15 protein-coding genes are annotated in these 15,369 nt (G+C 51.0%); 2 read left to right on the forward strand and 13 right to left on the reverse strand.

Features of this window, described 5'->3' with window-relative positions; all coding sequences use genetic code 11:
* Positions 1-58 precede the first annotated feature (58 nt).
* The 6 genes from comJ to AB4124_RS07325 form a co-directional block, all read right to left on the reverse strand.
* Entirely contained in the window at positions 59-544 is a 486-nt protein-coding gene (gene comJ / locus AB4124_RS07300) for a competence protein ComJ (RefSeq protein WP_441972054.1), read from the reverse strand.
* A gap of 34 nt (positions 545-578) precedes the next feature.
* On the reverse strand, positions 579-1,229 hold the full coding sequence (locus AB4124_RS07305) for a hypothetical protein (protein ID WP_441972056.1): 651 nt from the start codon (positions 1,227-1,229) through the stop codon (positions 579-581).
* 88 nt (positions 1,230-1,317) lie between these two features.
* Complete coding sequence (locus AB4124_RS07310; protein WP_430110402.1) at positions 1,318-1,917, reverse strand: SMI1/KNR4 family protein; 600 nt, start codon at positions 1,915-1,917, stop codon at positions 1,318-1,320.
* Between the two features lie 267 nt (positions 1,918-2,184).
* Positions 2,185-3,264, reverse strand: a complete 1,080-nt coding sequence (locus AB4124_RS07315; protein WP_441972058.1) for a DUF418 domain-containing protein — start codon at positions 3,262-3,264, stop codon at positions 2,185-2,187.
* On the reverse strand, positions 3,261-3,848 hold the full coding sequence (locus AB4124_RS07320) for a TetR/AcrR family transcriptional regulator (protein WP_441972060.1): 588 nt from the start codon (positions 3,846-3,848) through the stop codon (positions 3,261-3,263). Before AB4124_RS07320 ends, AB4124_RS07315 begins: the two co-directional genes overlap by 4 nt.
* 159 nt (positions 3,849-4,007) lie before the next feature.
* Positions 4,008-4,643, reverse strand: a complete 636-nt coding sequence (locus tag AB4124_RS07325; RefSeq protein ID WP_430110393.1) for a carbohydrate-binding family 9-like protein — start codon at positions 4,641-4,643, stop codon at positions 4,008-4,010.
* A 197-nt stretch (positions 4,644-4,840) separates the two neighbouring features.
* Here AB4124_RS07325 and udk point away from each other — a divergent pair, with 197 nt between their 5' ends.
* On the forward strand, positions 4,841-5,476 hold the full coding sequence (udk, locus tag AB4124_RS07330) for a uridine kinase (RefSeq protein ID WP_076322433.1): 636 nt from the start codon (positions 4,841-4,843) through the stop codon (positions 5,474-5,476).
* Positions 5,477-5,716: 240 nt separating this feature from the next.
* On the opposite strand, the gene AB4124_RS07335 is transcribed toward udk, so the two are convergent.
* From AB4124_RS07335 to AB4124_RS07350, 4 genes are all read right to left on the reverse strand, one after another.
* Complete coding sequence (locus tag AB4124_RS07335) at positions 5,717-6,628, reverse strand: DMT family transporter (protein WP_441972063.1); 912 nt, start codon at positions 6,626-6,628, stop codon at positions 5,717-5,719.
* Complete coding sequence (locus AB4124_RS07340) at positions 6,568-6,849, reverse strand: Rid family hydrolase (RefSeq protein WP_441972065.1); 282 nt, start codon at positions 6,847-6,849, stop codon at positions 6,568-6,570. Before AB4124_RS07340 ends, AB4124_RS07335 begins: the two co-directional genes overlap by 61 nt.
* Positions 6,850-6,969: 120 nt before the next feature.
* Positions 6,970-7,968, reverse strand: a complete 999-nt coding sequence (locus AB4124_RS07345) for an alpha/beta hydrolase (protein ID WP_441972067.1) — start codon at positions 7,966-7,968, stop codon at positions 6,970-6,972.
* 40 nt (positions 7,969-8,008) lie between these two features.
* Complete coding sequence (locus tag AB4124_RS07350) at positions 8,009-8,905, reverse strand: MBL fold metallo-hydrolase (protein WP_441972069.1); 897 nt, start codon at positions 8,903-8,905, stop codon at positions 8,009-8,011.
* 335 nt (positions 8,906-9,240) lie between these two features.
* On the opposite strand from AB4124_RS07350, the gene AB4124_RS07355 reads away from it, so the two are divergent.
* Positions 9,241-9,786 (forward strand): helix-turn-helix domain-containing protein, encoded by a 546-nt coding sequence (locus AB4124_RS07355; RefSeq protein ID WP_339269766.1) that lies wholly within the window; start codon positions 9,241-9,243, stop codon positions 9,784-9,786.
* A 507-nt stretch (positions 9,787-10,293) separates the two neighbouring features.
* Here the strand turns inward: AB4124_RS07355 and AB4124_RS07360 are convergent.
* From AB4124_RS07360 to kdpB, 3 genes are all read right to left on the reverse strand, one after another.
* The gene (locus tag AB4124_RS07360) at positions 10,294-12,615 is read right to left on the reverse strand and encodes a histidine kinase (protein WP_441972071.1); all 2,322 of its coding nucleotides are present in this window, start codon (positions 12,613-12,615) and stop codon (positions 10,294-10,296) included.
* 2 nt (positions 12,616-12,617) lie between these two features.
* Positions 12,618-13,244, reverse strand: coding sequence for a potassium-transporting ATPase subunit KdpC (gene kdpC / locus AB4124_RS07365; protein ID WP_430110381.1), 627 nt, complete (start codon positions 13,242-13,244; stop codon positions 12,618-12,620).
* Positions 13,245-13,325: 81 nt separating this feature from the next.
* Positions 13,326-15,359: a potassium-transporting ATPase subunit KdpB gene (kdpB, locus tag AB4124_RS07370; RefSeq protein WP_441972073.1), complete on the reverse strand. Its 2,034-nt coding sequence runs from the start codon at positions 15,357-15,359 to the stop codon at positions 13,326-13,328.
* Positions 15,360-15,369 lie beyond the last annotated feature (10 nt).

Raw genomic sequence — 15,369 nt, forward strand, 5'->3', positions numbered from 1 at the left:
CTGAAGAACGTTTACCTTAACTAGGCCTTCCTTGTCCCTGTTATAACGCAAAATTCCGTCAGCAATACCCCAACGACAATGCTTCTCCAGCCTTGCCGCCCCATTCATCATCCATCAGATACCGGGCATGAATCCCTTCTCCCTCATGTACAAAAGTGAAACGATAATACACTTCGTCATCCTCGCAAATCTCAAAATACAGTGCGTATCGCCCCTTTTGCAGCGGAAGCTCAATAACGGCGTCCGACATGACGGACAACAGCTCCAGCTTCCCGGGATCCAGAACATCAAACGGCACGACCATCCGCCGCTGCGCGTTCGGATCTTCGATGAACGCTTCTTTCAAGGCCAGCTTCACCCAAGCACCGAAAGCATCGTCAGGGATGGGATCAAAGGTGAGATAACCGGGATGAATGACAACGCCCTGCTTGATATTGGTTTCTCCCCATTGGCACAAATCCTCATCAAAGTCCCGTGAGCGGACTTGTATCTGATGGTGCGAGATGGTGAGGTCCACCTCTTGGGTCATTTTTGTATGCTGCATATGTATAGCACCTCGCTTTTTGGATATCTGCATTCTATTTAAGCCGCTCCATATGGATCGTGGCCAGCCTGCGGTCCTTATCCACCTGAACCCGCATGCTGATGCCCAGCTTCTCCTCGAACAATCGGGTGACATTCAGATACTTATCCTCGACGACTCCCGATCCTCCTCGGCCGTTGGAACGCGTCATGCCTGCGGTGATAATCTCTTTCACCATATCCTCATCCGCTTTGGCGTCCGGATCGTATGTAAATATGGGCTCTTTACGGTCATTATAAAAGATCATGTCCTGCCGGTATTCCTTTGCGTTCACATACTCTTTTTGCGTCTCGATATAGTCGCTCTCCAGATGGCCATACTGAACCCGCCCTGCCAAGAACGGATTGTCCTCCAAAACCTCCACCTCGAACTGCCCGTATGCCAATTGATACAGCATGTTGAGGTCCGACCCTTCCAACCTGTAGTACAACGGACGAAGTTCCCCTTGCTTATCGGTTGCGGCGAAACCGGCCAGCAGCGGCCAAGCATCCACTTGTTCACCATCCACATCAACGGCCAGCTGGTATTTGGTCAGGACCACCTCATTCTGAAAAAGCCCATACGTGCGCGCAATAAAATAGCCGGGTATCAACAGCGTGGCTGCCACCAGTATGATCACTCCCCAGAGGACCCGCCTGCCTTTCATGCTGCCACCTCCCCTCGCCAGTTCTTCTTCTGATTATCACGCACAACGACATCTTATGTAAGCATCAAGAGCTCTTTCTGGCGTTCCATCAGTAGTCCACCTCTTCAATGTCGGTGCGCAAATTGCGATTGGACGCCCGAAGCAGCTCCGTGAAGGAAGGCGCGATATAATACACAAAGTCAGGATCATGCACGTACATGATGATCTGCCCGGACGTTCCCGGCTCGGCCGGATCGAAATCCAGCATTAGATACAGCGACCCGCCTGCCATCGTGGCAAACGGATACCAAGCCTTGTGAAACAGATACGGTTTAATCTTCGGATCCAGCTGCTGTATTTCCTCCGAACTGTAATACGCATCCAGCGGTTCATCCCGCTCGCAGAAATAAGATTTGACTTCCTTCATCTCTTCCAGGCTCATCAGGTAAAACGGCGGGTATTCTCCATCCCCCTCGTTACCGGGATAAAGCACGTGAAACCCGTATCCGCTGCCGTTCTTCTTACTGTAAAACGAACGAAAGTCCGGCGGTAACGTGATCCCGAACTCCGCTTCAAAAAGCTGCAACTGGTCAGGAGCAGCCCCCTCCAATTGTTTATATTCCTCCAGCAGATCCCGAAGATCTTCGGCGACCTTCTCCTCCAACTGCTGCTCCAGCTCGAGCATCAGTCCATCGATGACAGCATTCATAAAATAACCTCCGTTTATTACATGTCCACTTACTCCAAGCGGGGTGCTTCCCTTTACTAAAAGTATATAGAACGCTGCAATGAAAACAACATGTCCTGCGGCATGCAAAAAAAGGGACAAAATCCCTGTTGAGATGTTGGTTTTGGTTCTTTTATGAAAACACCCCAGGATATTTATGGCTGCTGAAGCACAGTTATTTCATGGCGGTATCAGTTAATTCGATACAGGGTAAGTGGGATAGAGATAGCCCGCTCTCCTACCGGAGAGTTAACACCATTTTCGCATAAGCAGCTCCATGGGACCTCGCTTCACTCGCTTTCTCCATGCCCAAGAGAAGATGACAGCCATCACAAAGTAACCGCAGCCGTAAGCAACCGCAAAGCCCAGATGGCCATTGTTCAAATACCCGACCGCTTCCAGCAGCCCCAACCCAATGAAGATATGACCGAGATAATGGGAGAGCGAGAGCTGCCCGGTCCATATAAGCCACCCTGTCAGACGGTTCTTCTCAAAACGCTCAACGATATAAAAACAGATCGTAATCACGGCAACGGCCAGACATGCGGCAGAACATACATACAGCAGCGTGGGCGGCATCGGCTTGGTCGTAAACAGATAACTCGCCGAAACGGCATCAAGCCACGGGGACGTCCAGTGAATGAGGAAATACGATAACAGCTCAAATATAACCGCCCCGGACAATGAATAAATCATGAGCTTCCGTCTGTGGTTGCCGCCCCACCAGCCCTTTCTTCCAAGCCACATGCCGATGAGGAAAAAGCTGCTCCATGGAAAAAGAGGATGATATCCGTTGAACATCAAATTGAGTATGAACCCTTCCCCGGTCCAAAAGTCGGCATATCGATGAAAACCGGAGTCCCAGCCCTTGCTGTAGTCCAGCAGGATCAACATGGATGACGATACGATCAGAACGAGTCCAGTCAGGATTAGGAGCGTTCTGTCCGATACCGTTATGAGTACCGCGGCCAGAAGCAAAAATACCGCATAATAGTGCAATATATCGGCGCTCCATCCGGTCAGCAGCAGAACTGTCCCGGCAATAAACAGAAATACGGCTCTCCTCACCAATGTCTTCCGATTCTCTCGAATCATGTGTTGGTCCCGGGACAACCTGGCTTTCGCAGTCATTAAGGACACTCCGATGCCGGCCAGCACCACGAACAATGCAGAAGCTCTTCCTTCAAACAGACCGGCGATGGTGTGCAGCCAAATTGCTCCATGATCCCCCACCTCCATGGCAAGTTTATAATTGACAATAATCATGCCAAAGATAGCCCAGGCGCGAGCATAATCGAGTGCGGTTAAACGCGTTGTCTTAGAGCTCATTTCCCGCCAGCTCCTGACATCACCTGGTTGACCACTTGCGTCCAGATCACCTCATAATCGTACTCAAGACCGTAACTCATGAAGTTATCCAAGCTGTCAATGATCATCGTTAGCATCTGTGCCTGAACTCCCATATTGCCCTCTGGCAAAGCTCCAATGGAAACTCCATGCTGCAGCAGCTCCGTAAAGCCGGAAGTGAACCCTTCCAGAATGCCGATTAGCTGCCGTGCATATTTAGGATTGCGATAACCCAAGGCCTGATACTGATTCATAATTCGAGTGTAGTGCTCATCTTCCTGTTGCTTATGAATCATGTTCAATCCGTCAGAGGTAAGCCTCGCGCCGAAATTCTCCACCGTATAATTCTCCAGTTGAAAATAAACATGAAAGCCGATGCTGCGGCAAATCTCTTCAAAAAGCTTGTCAATAAGAGCTTCCTTCGAAGAAAAGTGATAATAAAGCGCAGGCTTGGATACATCCAGTTCCTTGGCGATCATCGCCATGCTCGTTTTCTCAAAACCTTGTCCCGCAAACAAGCGATAGCTTGTATCTAAAATAACCTCGTACGTTGATGGATTACTCATCTTGATCTGAACAACTCCTCAAAATTCTACTTACCGGTCGGTAAGTGAATGATAATACAGGATGATCTTATTTGCAACATGATTCTCTTCGCAAACACAAGAATGCCGCAAAGCGGATATGAAAATCCACCGATGCGGCATTCCGGTTACATTGATAGGCTAAATGACATCGACAAACTCCAGCTTCCCAAAATGCGAAGGAATATGGTAGTTCACCTCACCGGTCGGGCTCCATGCCTGATACTCCCGGTATCCTTGGGTGTCCTCATCAATGCGGTAAAAATTCACGCCCCAGCTTCGTCCCGCTTGCGGAGCGTTCTTGAAGTTCGCAGCCGGAATGCGAATTTCATAAATCAAATTTCCCTTACCGTCATGTTCTACCGAGGTTTGAAGACCGGTAAGATCCCAATGAATATCGCTGCTTGTGATCGACTTCCCTCCATCATTACGGATCAGGGCGTCGAATATAACATTGTTCGGACTAACCTCAAGCTCGATATATTCAGTTCCCGTTCCTGCTTCATCGATAAACAGTTCCACGACATCCTGTTCATACAGCGGATCATCCCGATGCTGATATTCCGATACGATATGAGAATCTTGGCAAACAAACCGTACATAGAAGCATTCGGAGCTCCAGCAGGCGCGAACCTCGGTCGCTTCTCTCGTAGCAAGCCCGGTCACGGTATCACTTAAGGCCACTGCTTCATAACGGTCCCAATCGATGCTCCCCTGATGCTCTCCCTGCTGAATATATATAACGGGCTTGCATGGGTAAATTGCCGTATAATGCATGATCATCCCTCCGAAAAAATTCAATGGTTAATCTATCCTCTATGATAAGACATACAGATTCGGTTCGCTATTCCGTGGTAAGAATAAAGAACATACGGGAAATCCCATCTTTTGCTCTATGTCCCCATAGTGAAAATAAGCGCATGCTGTGCTACAATAATAAAATTGCAAACTCTAGGGAGGGTTATGGATTCGCCATGCTCATAATTGGTATCGCCGGCGGCACCGGATCGGGCAAAACGACGGTTGCCCGCTCTGTCATTGACCGTCTTGGTTCAGATAAAGTGACTTTCATTTCGCAGGATAACTATTACAAGGATCATAAGGAACTCAGTTTCGAGGAACGCGAAGCGATTAACTATGATCATCCGTTCGCCTTTGACAACGAGCTGCTCGTCGAACATCTCGGCATTTTGAAAAGCGGACAACCCGCATTCGCACCAGTGTATGATTTTACTGCCCATGCCCGCTTCACGGATCAGACCCTCGAACTGAAGCCGAACAACATCGTCATCATTGAAGGCCTTCACGTGCTGTCCGATGAGAATCTGCGCAAGCTGCTTCACATTAAAGTGTTTGTGGATACCGATCCCGATGTACGCCTGCTTCGCCGGGTCGTACGCGATATCGAAGACCGCGGCCGGACCATCCAGTCGATTCACAATCAGTATCTGACAACCGTCAAGCCGATGCATGAGGCGTTCATTGAACCCTCCAAGAAATACGCCGACCTGATCATTCCCGAAGGCGGAGAGAATGAGGTTGGCATTCGTCTGCTCTCCATCTTAACCGAGAAATATTTGACCGGCGACCGCACGCTGTCGGGGGAATAGGACAAGCCTGCGAATCAGCTATTTGTCAGTTTGGCAGCATAGAAAAAAGGGGCTGTCCCAAAAGTAAGTTTGTTCACTCGATAAGACAGCTTGATTGGTGAAAAAGCAGGGGAATAAAAGAATGGTGGTGCCAGGGAGGTCATCCCTGGCACCACCATTTCTGTATTTTGGTCAATTGCCGCCTTCTAGCTCGCTTCGATAATGTTGCTTTCGTACCTATAAATTTTTAAGAATAGGCCATTACCTCTCCGCAGGGGATAATTCCAGCTTATCGTCAGGCGTTTTCCTTGTTTTGTACCCCTGTAAGGTAGCTAGAACTACGCCGCAAATAATTAGAACAGATCCTCCCACTTGCGTTAAGGAAACCGGGGTGCCGAGCGTGATATAACCTAAAACCATGGCGACAAACGGCTGCAAATTCAGAAACAGGGAGGCTTTAGCAGCCCCCACCTTGCGGATCTGTGCATTCCAGATGATCGCGCATAAGCCTTGAATAAGCAGCGCTGATCCGATTAAGAGAACCCACCACCAGAAGCCAGGCTCCACCTGCACGTGAGGCTCGCTCCAGACCGCTACCGGGTATACGGTAATACCCCCCAGCACTGTGGTGTACACGGTTGCGACAAACGAGTCCATACGTTCGGTCAGTTTTTTCATTAGGATAATAGATCCCGATAATGCCAACATACAGATAAACATGATCCAGATGCCTTCGGTGATGTCAATGCCTAAGCTTCCGCCATGTCCAACAACGAAGAAGACGCCGGCAAGGGCAACAATCGAGCCTGCGGTCATACGTATCGTAAACGGTTCCCTCAAAAATAAGCGGGCAAACAGCGCTGTGAAAATCGGAGCTAACGATAAGATGAGCGAAGCCGTCGTTGCGTCCGTTGTCCGAAGTCCCGTAAAGAAAGAAACTTGGTGCAGCAGCATCCCGATAAGAGCGAATGGTACCAAATAAACGGAGTCACGGAACGTAATCTTCGTCAAGCGATGGGTTGCAATCAAATATATAAGCAGGAACACCGATGAAACCATAAGTCGGTATGCCGACAGGTGCAAGGCGGGAAATGCTTGCAGTAGCAGCGAGCCTAATACGAAATTGCTCCCGTAAAGTGTTGCACAAAACAAGAGAAGCAAATAAGATCGCAAGCAGATGCGCCTTCTTTCAAAGAAAATCCAGCCTTCGCTAAGACGGCCCGCAGGTTCTTTAATATTTGATGGGTTTGGTCCACGATGCCTTCTTTGAGATTTCCTTCAGCATCAATCGGAAGCATGCCCGACGTATAGATGGCATCTCCAAAAGCGATGGCTTGCGAATAAGGACCGATAGCTGCAGGTGCTTTCGTTGTTGTTATTGCGGTGTGGCTCATTGTATTAAGTTCCTCTCCGTCTTTTGTAAATTCGGTGAATAAAGAGCCCGAGGCGACAATGCCGCGGGCCTCTAAATTAGGCAAGCGATAAAACTAAAACCCGCTCTTGCAGTGGCATATTTACTTCGCTGGCGCGTACGTTTCATCCAAGAAACCGCAGATGGCTTGAAAAGCCTGAAGCCTGTTTTTCTCCAGCAAAACCATATGCGTTCCTTCTCCGATTTCGACCCAGCGGCGATAGGCTGCTCCTGTCAGGGAAGTGAAGAAATTCTGAGCCAATTCAAGGGGCACATCGATATCCCACTCCGCATGGACAAGAAGGACGGGAACAGTGATTTCTTTTGGCTCATAGAAAGCTTTACCTGCCGTCCAGTATTCGCGAATATCCAGGATAGGGCCATTGGTCGCCCGAATATGCTCAGGATGATCGGTTAGGCTCCCCGGGTCGGAAGCAAGAGTTGCTTTGACCCATTGTTCAAACCAGCCATCCGGAATCAAATCGCCGCGCTTATGTTCTGGCGCGGCGCTTAGCCAGCGTTCCTTCGTGCCGCCGGCAGCAACAAGGCGATACGAACCAAGCGGACCGCCGGTATCGATAGGAACCGGTTTAGAGCTCAACCATTGTGGGGCAACAAGCGAAAGCTTGTTTACTTTATCGTTGTTTTGACTGGTATAAGCTCCCGCAACCGTTCCTCCCCAAGACATTCCCAAAACATTGACTTTCGTTAAATTTCGGCGTTTCAAAACGTAGTCCACTGCTGTACCAAAATCTCGGACTCCCGTTTCCGTACGAACCAACGGAGGATTAAGGTCGGCAGGCTGCTCCATCTCAGGCGGCTTTGTCGAGCCGCCGTAGCCGCGAACGTCCACAGCGTAAACATCATAGCCATGGCTGGCAAGGTAGTCTAGGAAAGAGAAACCGTCTAGCTCCACGTCATACAGACTGCCTATTGGATAGGTAGCGCCATGAACCATCACGATTGTTTTTTCGTTAGAGAAGGTATTCATGGAAGCTGGCCGTTTATTTCGTACATAAAGCTCAATCCCGGGTGTATCGCTCGCGATACGAAGGTCTTCGGTCAAGATGGTTACATCGTTAAGAAAATCATGGTTTGTCATAAGCTCAGCACCTTTCGTATTGTGTTTGCGTCAGGTCGTATTAAATAAAGTCCCACTTGTAGCCGTCGCCGTTTCGAGTCACGTATCCCGCCGCGCTTTCCGGAAAATGCGTGCTGAAATAAATGACCGGGCGATCCGCGATGTATTCCAGTACCCGAAGCCGTGAAATACGGGCTTGATCGGTAAATTCGCAGTACATGGAGTTCCAGTCCGGATTAAAAACCTGGAACGGATGGTGCATCACATCGGCGCCAAACAAAGCTTCTTCTCCGTCAGATTTGAGACTGATGGACATTTGGCCGATACTGTGGCCGGGTGTCGGAATGAATTTGAAAATTTCAAGAAAATGCCCGCCCTCAGGGCCGATGGTTTGCGTTAAGCCAGCTTCGACAACGGGCAATACGCTTTCTTCGTAAACGTTAAAGTTTACTTCGTTTGCTTTGTTGTGGCTGGCCTCGCTGGAGTAATATTCTTGCTCCGCAAGGGGAAATACGTATTTGGCATTTGGGAAAGTCGGCACCCATTTTCCGTCCACAAGCTTCGTATTCCAACCAACATGGTCCACGTGAAGATGCGTCAGCAGAACGTAGTCCACTTCCTCCGGCGTAACCCCCGCCTCCTTCAGCCGCTTGAGATAAGGGAGCTGGAGATTGGCAAGGTCCGGATTAAGAGGCAGATTTTTATCGTTCCCTGTAGCTGTATCGATAAGGATCGTATGGTTCGTGGTTTTCACCACCCATGTTCCAATGCTAACGATAAGCTGAGAATTGCCATCGATCAGGCCAGACGGAAGAGAGTCCCGATTCTCCTCCAGGAACATGCGGTCCCACGATCCCGGAAAATACACTTCTGGCGGAATACCGCCAAGCATCATTTCCGTGACACGCGTAACTGTAACATCACCTACTTGATAGACTTTGGGAATTTTGGTAGTCATTCTTTTATGCCCCTTTCGTCCTTCTGACACGTTTCTATGAATTCGAGTAACAAGGAACGGTTTTCTGTTGCAATCATGTGATTAGTATCTTGTTACCTTCAAAAGTTTCGCTGTAAATGAAAATTATTCTGTTGAGTGAACGATGTGCAGATACCCGGGTGAAATTCGATCGTCAACCTTGATTAAATCTTAGTCCAATGATAGCGCCAAATCAACGTTTTTACACCGTAATTCCACCCTAGTAAAAGAGCTTGATATTGCTCATATTTACACCTATTATAAAATAGTAAATCTCGCTGTCAGCGAAATAATTTCGAAATTTAGGAGACTGGCACATGAATTCGATCGGAGAAGCAATTCGAAGTACACGAAAAAAACAGAAATTAACGCTTAAGAAGGTAGCCCAAGCAGCCTCCATATCCTTGTCTTTTCTCAGTGAAATTGAACGCGATAAGGCGAATCCGTCCATCAGCGTTCTGAAGCGCATAGCGAATGCATTAAACGTGAATTTTACGGATTTGTTTGGTGAGGAGAATCGAAGCATTGTCGTTAGAAAAAATGAGCGTAAACCTTTGGTGCATTCCGAAGGCTCCCGCATTACCTGGTACGCGCTCAGCCAAGGAAGCAGCAACAAAATGGGGCCGATATGGGGGGTGCTGGAGGAAGGAGCAGCTTACGGCGACGTCAGCGTCGGCCATAGTGATGGCGAGGAATTTCTATTTGTTCACTCCGGGCGTTTGGAGTTTGTACTGGGCAATGAACGTTATAGGCTCGAAGAAGGGGACAGCATCTATTATGATGCCAGAATCCCCCATAGTTATAAGAATATCTGGGAAGGCGAAACGTTGCTAATAGCAGTTTCTACTCCGCCTACTTTTTGACGGAACGGAATCAAATCTGTACGAGCCCAATAGTGGGAATCGTCCAGGGGCATATAGAATATAGGAATATTGCAAATCTAAAAGAGGTTCCAGAGTTGATTGTTTAATACAGGATATTTGCGGATGAGGTACAGAAATGGCGGTGCAGGGATGACCTCCCTGGCACCGCCATTCTTTTATTCCCCCTGCTTTTTCACCTATCAAGCTGTTATCGAGTGAGCAAACTTACTTATGGGACAGCCCCCTTTTGGTGTTATCCGTGTCATTTGCGCTAGTATTTTCCCGCTCGTATTGCTTGAGTTTTTCCGCTTCCGCATTTGTTGGGTTCTCTGCGTTCTTGTTTCCGGAATGTTGCGTTATCCGCGATTCCTGCGTTATCCGCGCTTACTGCGATTCCTGCAATTCCTGCGTTTTCCACGTTTCCTGCACTTCCTGCACTTTCAGCATTTCCACCGTTTCCTGACTCACCGGTGCTCTCAAAGCATTCAGCTCCCGGCAGTTCAACCATCAAATATGCGGATCGTAATCCGCAACCACGAGCACATCCATATGCCTTGCGCTTCTTAGCAGGCCCCGGATCATTCTCCTCTGAGCGCACAGCTTCCATCCGGCCATCTGCGGCTGGCCGATAATGAATTGGGTTGCCTTAACCTCGTCTGCTGCTGCGACCAATTGAGAAGAAAAGGCGCATGCTGGCCCCCTTTTTACCGGCAGCATCATGAAGGTTCCCCCAAGTCGCTCCGTTAATGTCTGAATCGCCGTCAGGCGCTGCTCGTCGTCATGGGACAGACTGTGATGACGTTCCAGAGGAAACGCCACATACCAGTTCGCCTTCAGCCGATGAGCGATCCGGAAGCCGCGTCGAATGAGCCGCTCCGCTTGCGGGCCCCTGCCAACCATGACATAGATAACCTCCTCGCGCCGCCACGGCCCCCGAAGCGAGCCGCTGCGCTGCCAGGATTCCAGTCTCTCGTCCACATCATCGGCAATTTCCCTTAAGGCAAGCTCTCTTAGGGCAATAAGGTTTCCCGTCTTGAAAAAATGGCTGAGTGCCTGATGCACCGTCTCCTTCGCATAAATGTTCCCGTCCTTCATCCGCTGCTGCAGAGACTCCGGCGTCACATCGACGAGTTGGACCTCATCGGCCGATTGCAGAATATGATCCGGTATCGTCTCGCGGACGCGGACGCCTGTAATCTGCTCGACAGCATCATTCAAGCTCTCCAGATGCTGCACGTTCACGGTCGTAATGACGGAAATGCCGGCGGACAGAATGTCCAGCACATCTTTATACCGTTTCTTGTACTTGCTCCCAGGCACGTTCGTATGCGCCAGCTCATCCACGAGGACCACGTCCGGTCTGCGGCGAATGATCTCATCGGTATCCATCTCCTCAAGGAGCGATCCCCGGTAGTCCACCCTTTTTCGCGGAAGAACCTCCAGATCAGCTACCTGTGCCCGTGTATCCTTCCGGCCGTGCGTCTCCAGCAATCCAGCCAGAACCGTCAATCCCTTCTTCAGCAGATCGTTGCCTTCGCGCAGCATCGCATACGTCTTGCCCACACCCGGGGCAGCCCCGATATAGACTTTAAACCGCCCCCGCTTGACCTGCTCCATCTTCCGGTCCAGCTCTTGTTCATTCAAGCGATGGAACGATTCGGAAGGGAGCCGCTGCGGATGGAGCCGAGCCGGGATGATCCGCTCCCCGTCATGTGCCGCCCGATCTGCCACCATAAAAATATCCATCCCACGCGTCTTCTTCAGCAGATCCTGAAGGATCGAGCCCTGCCACAGCTCTTGCATGCGCGTCTGCTTCGAATGGCCAAGAACAATGCGTGTAACATGGTGCTCCACCGCATACTGAACAAGCACGTCAGCCAGCTTCCTCCGGGAACGAAGGGGCAGTTCCTCCAGTTTGGCACCAATCCGCACCGCGAGCTTAACCATGGAACGCTTAAAGGCAGCCTGTTCTTTGGTAAGCTCCAATCCCGGTTTCACAAACGTGACGGCCAACAGCTCGCCGTTTAATCGCTTCGCGATTTGCTGCCCGCGTCGCATATAGATAGACCCGTTCCAATGGTACTGGGTGGACACCAGTATTCGCTCAAGGGCTCCCGATGGACCGACGAGCCCATGTTCCTTGCGGTACCGCTCCAGCGAATGGCTCACTCCTTCAGCAACAAGACGGAGCGTCAACTCCCGGAGCACGGCCAGATTGCCCTGCTTCCATACGCTGCCGCCTCCAAGCAGGCCATCCTGTGCCCGTTCCAGCATCGTTTCGGGTGTTACGTCAATGAGCACCACCTCATCGGCGCTCTCCAGTGTATCGGCCGGTACCGTATGGCTGGCTTTAATGCCTGTCAGCTTGGAGGCAATGCCCTGCACGTCCTCCAGCTCATACACGTTGACCGTCGTGATGACGCTGATCCCCCGGCTTAACAGGAATCGGATGTCATCCAGCCGCGTGGCATGCCGCGCTCCCTTCCGGTTCCGATGGGCAAGCCCATCAACAAGCACCACCTCCGGGTTGCGCTGCACCAGCAGATCCAGATCAAGATCCTTCTTCTCTACGCCGTCCTCCACCCAATGAATGCTGGGCACCCGCTCCAAATTCCGGACCTGCTCCACCGTTTCCGGACGCTGCATCGTGGATACGGCACATATGACGACATCGATGCCTTGCAGCCTCAGAGTTTGTCCTTCGCGAAGCATATGATAGGTTTTTCCCGAACCGCTCACAGCCCCGATATATACCTTGAGTCTCCCATGGTGGAGCTTCGCAATCGACCTTAAGATTTCCTCCGGCGATTTTCTCCGAAATGGGTCCATGATCAATCAAGAAGCTCGGCAAGAGCCAGATTCAGCTTCAATACATTGACGCGCGGTTCACCAAACACGCCCAAGTCCCGTCCCTCCGTATGTTCCTTTACCAGCTGATCAAGCTCTGCCTCCGCAATTCCGGTCAGCTTGCTGATCCGCGGAATCTGAATATCCGCTGCCTGAGGCGATATGTGAGGATCCAATCCGGAGCCGGAATTCGTTACCAGATCCATCGGCACCTCGCTCACCGGAACGTCCGGATTGTTCTCCTTCCATGCTTCAATCGAAGCCTTCGTTCGTTCGATCAAATCCGGATTGGAAGGTGCGTAGTTATTGCTGCCTGAGCCGGCTCCGTTGTATTCAATGCTGGACACCCTGCCGTGAAAATATTGAGGTTCCGTAAAGTTCTGGCCGATCAATTCCGAGCCAACCACCTTTCCGCCGGAATCCGTGACCAAGCTGCCGCCGGCTTGCTTCGGCATGAGCAGCTGCGCAGCTCCTGTCGTAACCAGCGGATAGAGAACTCCACATAACACGATAAATACAAGACTCGTTCTTACGGCAATGCCCAGGGAGACACGGGCGGAACCCGCCTTAGTATGAGGCGCCGGTGATGATTGCTGCAATGGATTATTCATAATTCCTCAATCCTTCCCTTGATATCTTCCACGTAAAGCAATCTTCGAGTTATCTCGATATGCCCGCTACGATGATCATATCTAAATCCACAGATGGACGATCATGTCGATCAGCTTAATCCCGATAAAGGGTACGATCACGCCACCTAAGCCATAGATCAGCACATTGCGCTGAAGCAGCTTCGACGAACTCATTGGCTTATAGGCTACGCCCTTCATCGCAAGCGGTATCAGCAGTGGGATAATGACGGCATTAAAGATCAGCGCAGACAGAATCGCCGACATGGGAGAACCCAGTCCCATGACGTTGAGAACATTCATGCTTGGTATGGCGGCTGCAAACATCGCCGGTATGATGGCAAAATATTTGGCGACATCGTTCGCGACGCTGAACGTGGTCAGCGCGCCCCTCGTCATTAGCAGCTGCTTGCCGATGGCAACCACCTCGATAATCTTCGATGGATCTGAATCCAGATCCACCATATTAGCCGCTTCCTTGGCTGCGGTGGTACCGCTGTTCATCGCCAGCCCCACATCGGCCTGGGCCAGCGCCGGGGCGTCGTTCGTACCGTCACCGGTCATCGCTACTAACTTCCCTTCGGCTTGTTCTCGGCGGATGACGGCAATCTTATCCTCGGGCTTGCTCTCGGCGATATAATCATCGACACCTGCTTCACGGGCAATCGTCGCCGCGGTGAGCGGATTGTCGCCCGTGCACATAATCGTCTTGATGCCCATCCGGCGCAGCTGCTCAAACCGTTCCTTCATGCCCGGCTTCACGGTATCCTTAAGGTAGATCAGACCATAGATGCGGTTATCCACGGCGACAGCGAGCGGAGTTCCGCCCTCTGTCGCGATGGCGTCACTGTTTGGCGTCAAATCCGAAGGGATGGAGCCTCCTTGAGACAGCACCCACGCCTTGACGGCATCCACCGCGCCCTTGCGGACTTTCCGTCCATCCTTCAGATCCATGCCGCTCATCCGGGTCTCAGCCTTAAATTCGATGAATTCTGCCCCAGCCGCCATGCTTTCATCCACTTCGAGGCCTTCCTTCTTCAGCAGCTCCAATACCGAGCGTCCTTCCGGCGTCTCGTCTTGCAGCGAGCTCACGGCTGCCCACTGGGAAACCGAGGCAAGCGATTCACCGCCGACGGGAATCAACTGGCTGGCCATCCGGTTACCAAACGTAATCGTACCCGTCTTATCCAGAATCATTGTATTGATGTCACCGGCTGCCTCCACCGCCTTGCCCGACATCGCCAGCACATTGAACTGCGTCACCCGGTCCATGCCGGCAATCCCGATCGCCGACAGCAAGCCCCCGATCGTGGTCGGGATGAGACACACCAGCAGCGAGATCAGCACCGGAACGGACAGCTCGATGCCAAGATACTTCCCAATCGGTGCGAGCGTAACGACAACGATCAGGAAAATCAGCGTTAAGACGATCAACAACGTGTTCAGAGCAATTTCATTCGGCGTCTTCTGGCGGGCGGCTCCTTCAACAAGCGAAATCATTCGGTCGATAAACGATTCCCCCGGATCGCTCGTAATCCGGATTTTGATCGTATCGCTGACAACCCGGGTACCCCCGGTAACCGAACTGAAATCGCCGCCGGCTTCTTTAATGACGGGCGCGGACTCGCCGGTAATCGCCGATTCGTCAACGGACGCAAGGCCCGCAATGACCTCCCCGTCCCCGGGAATCATCTCGCCCTGCGTAACGATCACGATATCTCCTTTGCGAAGATCCGTGGATGGTACGGATTGTACCCCTCCGTTCTCCATCACTTTATGAGCCGTCATTTCCTGCTTGGATTGCTTAAGGGAGTCGGCCTGCGCCTTGCCGCGTCCTTCGGCAAGCGCCTCTGCGAAGTTAGCGAACAGCAGCGTCAACAGCAAAATCACAAACACCGTCAGATTAAATCCGATACTGCCCTCTGTCCCGAAATAGGACGGAAATAACGTCATCAGCAAAACAACCAGGGTGCCGGCCTCCACCACAAACATGACCGGATTTCTCATCATCAGGACGGGGTTCAGCTTCGTGAAGCTCTCCTTGAGCGCCTGACGAACCATCTCTTTGGACATCACTTTTTTTCTCGTATTATTCATGGTAATAGGC

The sequence above is a fragment of the Paenibacillus sp. 2KB_20 genome, from assembly GCF_052115765.1.
In the GTDB taxonomy this organism is placed as follows: domain Bacteria; phylum Bacillota; class Bacilli; order Paenibacillales; family Paenibacillaceae; genus Paenibacillus_AQ.